Genomic DNA, 6,961 nt, shown 5'->3' on the forward strand with positions numbered 1-6,961 from the left:
GGTTTGCGGGTGGCCAACGGCCACCCGGTTTGATGGGGTCATGACGGCTGGATGACGACCTGCGCCGCTGGCTCGGCCTCTTTCGCGCGCGCCTCGGCGCTGAGGGAGGCCTCGTAGCGGTTGTATTTCCACCAGGCGAAGCCGAGGAAAATCACGATCCCGCCGACGTTGTAGAAGACGATGGTCATGATGTCGGCGCCGGTCGGGAAGGTGGAGGCGAGGAAGCCCACCGAGAAGAGGACGATCAGCACCGAGACCACGGCGATGCCGGTGGAGCGCGAGCCCATCTTGAACTCCCGCGGCAGGTGGTCGAGCTTCAGCCGCAGATTGAGGTAGGCCAGCATGATGAACAGCGGCGGCAGCATGGAGGCGGCAGCGGTCATGTTGATGACGGTGTTCATCAGATCCTGCGCGGTGTTGGAGCCCAGAGTCGGGATCACCATCAGCGGCAGCACGATAAGGTACTGGATCCAGGCTGCGCGGGCGGGCACGCCGTGCTCGTTCAGCTCGACCGTCTTCTTGCCGAAGATGCCGGCCGGGATCTCGGAGAAGAAGATCTTCACCGGGGTCGCCGTCCACATCAGCAGGGAACCGAACATGGCGGTGAAGGAGACCAGCCCGACGAAGCGGTTCATCAGGATCTCAGGCAGGCCGAAGTAGGCCGCCAGCCCCTCGAACACCTGCACCGAGCCGCCGGTGTATTTCAGGGTGTCGCTGTGGACGAACACGTTGATCAACAGCGATGCGATGGAGTAGAGCACCCCGATAAAGATCCCGGCGACGATGATCACCTTCACGAAGGATTTGGATCCGCCCTTCACGTCATTGACGTAGACCGCCACCGACTCGGCGCCACCGGCTGCCATAAAGATCCAGGTGGTGATGCCGAGGAAGGCCCAGCTGAAATCGGGGACCATGGCCTCTACCGTGATGGGGTCAGCCGGTTGTACGCCGCCCACCAGTGCCGCACCTGCCAGCAGAATGTAGGAGAGGGTCAGCAGCAGCATCAGGGACGAGGTCACCGAGGTGATGGGGCCGAGCATCTTGGCGCCGTTGGTGGAGACGTAGGTGGCAAAGGCAAACAGCACCATGCTCAAGGCCGTGGTCGCCACCGGGGTGAGAATGTACTCGTAGCCGAGGAAGGCATAGGAGGCGTAGGCGATGACCCGCGGCAGCAAGGAGGTGAAGAAGAAGAGGTTCACGAACCAGTAGGTGTAGGCGGAGATGAAGGCCCAGCGACCGCCGAGGGAGCTCTTCACCCAGGCATACACCCCCGCTTCGGAGTTTTTGTTCAGTGACACGAACTCCGCAATGATCAGACAGAACGGAATGAAGTAAAAAAGGGTGGCCAGAAAGAACATCGGGGCCGAGGCCAGACCGATCTCGATGTTGTTGTTGATGACGTTGTTGAAGCTGAATACCGCCGCGAAGGTGAGCGACAGCAGACCAAACTTGCCTATCGTGTTGCGTTTGGAATCAGACATGGTGCATCTCCAGACCTGTAGTTATCTCGCGAGAGAGCGGGGCATGATTTGTAGGGTGAGCCCCGCCCTTCCGGCTTTGTCAGTGCAGAACCGGCGGCTTGTTATTTGTTTTTGAAGTAGCCGCCTTCGACGGTGACCTTGATGATCAGCTTGCGCACCGGGCTGTCGCCTGCGAACCGGTAAGCCTCGTCGTTCTCGAAGATCACCACCTGACCGTTGCCGACTTGCTGGCGCTCGCGCACCTCACCGGCCAGCCACTCGCGGTCCGTGGTGTCGTCATAGGCCTGCTCGACCCCCAGCTCCGACTTGGGGGCCCACTCCACCGTCTCTTCCCCTTCCAGGTAGTAGTGAACGTCGAAGTAGCGGCGCTGCCCCTCGAACAGTGAGGTGGCCGGGCTGGCCCCCTCCTGCAAGCGGTAGGTGAGGGAGTCACCGATGGAGTGACAGATGCCGGGCTTGAGGTTCGGCAGGTTGTTGATGGCCTCCACGCAGCGGCCCCACTTCTTGCCCTCCCGGTAGATGTTTTTGAACAGGGTCAGGTTGTCCAGGGTGATCATGCGAGGTTCCTCCCGCCGTTGATGGTGAGATCGAGCCCGGCCAGCGCAGCCGGATTGAGGTTGCCACGGGCGATGGGCAGCAGGGTCAGGCCGAAGCTGAACGGTTCGAAGCGCACCCGCCAGGAGTCCAGCACCTCGGAGCCCCAGGAGTTGGAGCCGAGCCCCAGTACCTTGTGATCCAGATTGAGGGTGAGATAACCGCAGGGCTCCAGCTCGTTGATGTGCTGCGCCGCGTGGATATGCTCCCAACTGTAGGGCCAGACGCTCAGGTTGATGGGGGCATCGGGGCGGACGTAGAGACCGGTACCGTGGCGGTTGGTCAGGGTCGCCCAGCGCACCTGCTGGCGGTTGCCGTTGTCCTGCGGGAAGGGGTAGTGCTCCCACATCTCGCCGACTGTGCTCTGGAAGCTGTCGATCCAGTTGCTCTGGCGACTGTCCTGATAGTTCTCGCCCGGCCCCATGCCGTAGTAGTGCACCCGGTCGAGATCCTGACGAATGCCCAGCTCGAAGCCGATCTTGGGAATGATGTCGTCATAGCCGCCATAGGGCTGACCGGACAGTGCCACATGCAGCTGACCATTCGGGCTCAGGGTGTAGACGTAGCGGCAACGCATGCCGAAGTCGAACACCGGCGGCGCGATCAGACTCTCGACCGTCACCTCGACCGCCTCGCACAGCTGACGCCAGCTTAAGGTGCGGAAGTGCTCCTGCATGATCTGCAGGTGGTTGGGGTGCCACAGGCTCTCGTACTCCTGCTTGTGGTTGTCGATCATCGGCTTGAAGAAGGTGAGGCGCGGCGAACGCTCGATGAGCTCGATACCATCCTGCTGCCAGCTCACCAGCTTGCCGTCGAGGCGCGAGAAGCGCAGGGCAAAGCCGCTACCGCTCAAGGTCAGCGCGAGGCGCTCATCAGCGATATCCAACGGAGTAGCGTTGGGATTGGCAAAGGGCTGCAGCTGGCGAGTCGACTCTTTCAGCCGGAACTGGTACTGGCCCAGCTCGTGCTCCGCCGCGCTGTAACGGGTGGCAGTGGCCTTGATGACCCGCAGCTGGACGAAGGTTTCCCGCCCATCAAGGGATGGCAGCTCGAGTTGTAGCGCAGTGGTGGCACCGGGAGCAATCCCTTCCAACCGGATTTGCTGGCTGGCCAGCAGCTCGCCCTCGGCCTTCACTTCGACCAGCAGACGGATGTCGTCGAGAGTGGAGAACCAGTAGCGGTTTTCCACTTCCAGCTTGCCGCTGGCCAGATCCAGGGCGCGAATCTTGACCGGACAGATCACCTGCTTGTATTCGCGCAGGCCCGGCCCCGGGGTCTGATCCGGATAGATGAGGCCATCCATGCAGAAGTTGTAGTTGTTGGGGTAGTCGCCGTAGTCGCCGCCGTACTTGTAGACCGGGCGGCCATGCTCGTCCTGATCCAGAATGCCGTGATCGCACCACTCCCAGATGTAGTGACCCTGAATGTGGGGATGACGGTCAAACACCTGCTGATATTCGCTGAGACCACCCGGGCCGTTGCCCATGGCGTGGGCGTATTCGCAGAGGATGCGCGGCTTCGCCATCGGGAACTCGCCGAAGCAGTTCATCTGGGAGACGCGGGAATACATGGTACTCACCACGTCCACCACCTCGGCGTCGCGATCCTCTTCGTAGTGCACCAGCCGGGTCGGGTCGATCCCCTTGCAGCGCTGGTACATGGCTCTGATGTTGCAGCCGTAGCCGGACTCGTTGCCGAGCGACCAGATGATGATGGAGGGGTTGTTCTTCTGGGCGTGAACGTGGCGCTCGATCCTGTCCACGAACACCGGCTCCCAGAAGGGGTCGTCAGTGATGCGGCTGAGATCGCCGACGTTGGCAAAGCCGTGGGTCTCCACGTCGGTCTCCGCCATCACGAACAGACCGTACTGGTCGCACAGCTCATAGAAGCGAGGGTCGTTCGGGTAGTGGGCGGTGCGCACCGAGTTGAGGTTGTGCTGCTTCATCAACACGATATCGCGCTCAACACGGTCCATGCCGACCGCGCGGCTCTTGAGGTGGTCGTTGTCGTGGCGGTTCACCCCGTGCAGCTTGAGGTAGTGGCCGTTGACATGGAAGCGGCCATCCTTGACGGTGATTTCACGCACCCCGACTCGCTGCGGGATCACTTCCAGCAGCTCGCCCTGACCGTTGTAGAGGGAGAGTTGCAGCTGATAGAGGTAAGGATCTTCGGCACTCCAGAGATGGGGGTTGGCCAGATCCAGCGTGAAGCGGCAATCACACTTGCCGTCGATGGCGAGATGGTCGAGCGAGCCACTGGCGATCTCGCTGCCCTGATCCAGCAGGGACCAGACCAGACGGTGATCACGGGCAGGCGCACCCAGATTTTCCAGCTGGATATCGCAGCTCAGGGTGGCGCTTTGATTGTCGTCGGCCAGCGCGGTGCGGATGAAGAAATCCTGCACATGGGCGGCCGGTTTGCCCACCAGATAGACGTCGCGGAAGATCCCCGCCATCCACCACATGTCCTGATCTTCGATATAGGTGGAGTCAGCCCACTGCATCACCCGCACCGACAGCAGGTTCTCGCCGATGTTGGCGTAGGCGCTGATATCGAACTCGGCGGTGAGGCGGCTCCCCTTGCTGAAGCCGACGTAGTGGCCGTTTACATAGACCTCGAAGTAGGTCTCCACCCCGTCAAACTTGATGATCACCTGCTCGCCGTCCCAGGCCGGGCTCAGCGTGAAGCTGCGCTGATAGGCGCCGGTGGGGTTGTTGGTCGGCACGAAGGGCACATCGATGGGGAAGGGAAAACCTTCGTCGGTGTACTGCAGCTGACCATGTCCTTCCATCTGCCACATGTTGGGCACGGTGATCTGGCCCCACTCGCTCATGGGGCTGTGATAGAAGGCCTCCGGCACCTGCAGGGGATGGTCGAAGTAGTGGAACTGCCACTGGCCGCTCAGGCTCAGAAAACGGCGGCTCAGCTCCCGCTGCATGGTGGCCGCCAGCACGTGGTCGGCATAAGAGAAGAAGTAGGCGCGCGGGGCCAGCCTGTTTTCACCAACGAATTGGACGTTTTCCCAGTTATTCACATGTCCTCCCGGAACAAGGCAACGTTAACTGGGTAAACTCTAGATAAACATTTACTAAATATCAGTTCTGAATAGGTAAAGTTTTAACCTGATCACAGTGAGCGGATGGTTTTGTGAGCGAGATCAGAAGTGGGAGATAAAGGAGAGCAAGATATGAATGAGTGGCATGGATGTTGATAGCAGTAGGCTGAACTGCAATGAAATTAATTATAAAACAATATGATATGAAGTTGTTGGATGATATGGGAAAGAGGTTTGCTTGGGAGGGGTGTCGCACCACCGCAAGATGGCGCAACTAAAACGCAGAGAATTTTACTAAACTCAGCGCGTGGTGCCGCGCAGGGTCAACTTGCTCGGTACCAGCACCCGCAGCGGGATATCCCGCTCGTCACGTAGCCGTTCGACCAACAGATTGACTCCCTGGGAGCCCATCAACTCGGAGTGGATCCGCACCGTTGAGAGCGGCGGGAAGGTGAACTTGGCGGTCGGGATATCGTTGACGCTGATAAGCTCGATCTGCTGGGGAATCGCCAGTCCCTTCTCGTGGATGGCACGCAGCACGCCGATGGCGATGGAGTCGGAGGCGACAAACAGTGCCCTGGGCCAGTCGCCGGCCAGCATCTCCTTCGCCAACTGGTAGCCGGAAGCGCTGGAGAAGTCTCCGCGATAGAGATCGCTCTCCTGTACCACGCCAAGCCGCTGGCCATAATCGCGAAAAGCGAGTTCCCGCAGATCCGGGCCATCATCCTGGCCACCGATATAGCCGATGCGCTGATGGCCCTCGGCGATGAAGAAGTCCACTACCTGCTGGCTGATGAGTGCCAGATCCACGTCAATCGAGTCAAAATCCCCCTGGGAGCGGCAATCCACGAACACCAGCTGGGCAGACAGGCCGCGCAGCACGGCCAGCCGTTCTTCCGGCAGATGGCCGATGACCAGGATGCCATCGACGGCAGAGAGCTCACGCCCCTCGGCACCGTTGTAACAGTGGGCCAGCTCGATGTTGAGGCGGGTGCACTGGGTCTCGATGCCGTAGCGGATGGCGAGGTAATAGGGATCGTTGACCTCGGTGCTCTGGGGATAGGCGTAGACAGCCAGGAGCTGCAGCTTGCTCTTGTGCACCCCTTTGCGGGCGCTGCTGGTCTTGTACTCCAGCCGCTCGGCAATCTCGAAGATCTTCTGCCTGGTCTCGTCCTTGACGCTCAGGCTGGGATCCTCGTTCAGCACACGGGATACGGTAGCAAGCGATACCCCCGCCTCCTGTGCAATTTCCTTCAACGTAGCCATCAATACCTCGCAGGCAGCATCACGTGTTCATCGGGCAACGGCTAAAGAGTAACGAGCAATCCCTTGATAGCCCAGCATTTTTACTGAAATAGAAGCAGGGAATTGCGGCGGGAGGACAGAAATGCAAAAAGGCCTCCCGCATGGGAGGCCTCTTCTGAATAGGTGCCTGACAGTGTCCTACTCTCGCATGGCGAATGCCACACTACCATCGGCGCTACCGCGTTTCACTTCTGAGTTCGGCATGGGATCAGGTGGTTCCACGGCGCTATTGCCGTCAGGCAAAAGCTGTACTGCTTGAAAATGGTGCTGATACCCAGAATCGAACTGGGGACCTCATCCTTACCAAGGATGCGCTCTACCGACTGAGCCATATCAGCACACTAACCGGTAAAGACCACGCTCAATGCGTAATCTAAAATTGGGTGCCTGGCAGTGTCCTACTCTCGCATGGCGAATGCCACACTACCATCGGCGCTACAGCGTTTCACTTCTGAGTTCGGCATGGGGTCAGGTGGTTCCACTGCGCTATTGCCGCCAGGCAAAATCTTCAATCTGAGAAAGC

General features: G+C 59.8%; 4 protein-coding genes, 1 tRNA gene and 2 rRNA genes. All 7 read right to left on the reverse strand.

Annotated elements, in window-relative coordinates:
* Positions 1–38 precede the first annotated feature (38 nt).
* Positions 39–1,484, reverse strand: a complete 1,446-nt coding sequence (locus J9893_RS09570) for an amino acid permease (RefSeq protein WP_210600825.1) — start codon at positions 1,482–1,484, stop codon at positions 39–41.
* A 101-nt stretch (positions 1,485–1,585) separates the two neighbouring features.
* The gene (locus tag J9893_RS09575) at positions 1,586–2,041 is read right to left on the reverse strand and encodes a beta-galactosidase subunit beta (protein WP_049637045.1); all 456 of its coding nucleotides are present in this window, start codon (positions 2,039–2,041) and stop codon (positions 1,586–1,588) included.
* Positions 2,038–5,112 (reverse strand): beta-galactosidase subunit alpha, encoded by a 3,075-nt coding sequence (gene ebgA / locus J9893_RS09580; RefSeq protein WP_210600824.1) that lies wholly within the window; start codon positions 5,110–5,112, stop codon positions 2,038–2,040. The genes J9893_RS09575 and ebgA overlap by 4 nt, the downstream gene beginning before the upstream one ends.
* 321 nt (positions 5,113–5,433) lie before the next feature.
* Complete coding sequence (gene ebgR / locus J9893_RS09585; protein WP_045522472.1) at positions 5,434–6,399, reverse strand: transcriptional regulator EbgR; 966 nt, start codon at positions 6,397–6,399, stop codon at positions 5,434–5,436.
* Between the two features lie 164 nt (positions 6,400–6,563).
* A 5S ribosomal RNA gene (rrf, locus tag J9893_RS09590) occupies positions 6,564–6,678 on the reverse strand.
* Between the two features lie 22 nt (positions 6,679–6,700).
* A tRNA-Thr gene (locus J9893_RS09595) sits at positions 6,701–6,776 on the reverse strand.
* A gap of 47 nt (positions 6,777–6,823) precedes the next feature.
* Positions 6,824–6,938 (reverse strand): 5S ribosomal RNA (rrf, locus tag J9893_RS09600).
* Between the last annotated feature and the right edge of the window lie 23 nt (positions 6,939–6,961).

Source organism: Aeromonas sp. MaB10011B (assembly GCF_017939325.1).
Classification (GTDB): Bacteria; Pseudomonadota; Gammaproteobacteria; order Enterobacterales; family Aeromonadaceae; genus Aeromonas; species Aeromonas caviae.

Coding starts and splice junctions, on each gene's coding strand:
- J9893_RS09570 (WP_210600825.1), bottom strand. CDS start 1,484: ATGTCTGATTCCAAACGCAACACGATAGGCAAGTTTGGTCTGCTGTCG.
- J9893_RS09575 (WP_049637045.1), bottom strand. CDS start 2,041: ATGATCACCCTGGACAACCTGACCCTGTTCAAAAACATCTACCGGGAG.
- ebgR (WP_045522472.1), bottom strand. CDS start 6,399: ATGGCTACGTTGAAGGAAATTGCACAGGAGGCGGGGGTATCGCTTGCT.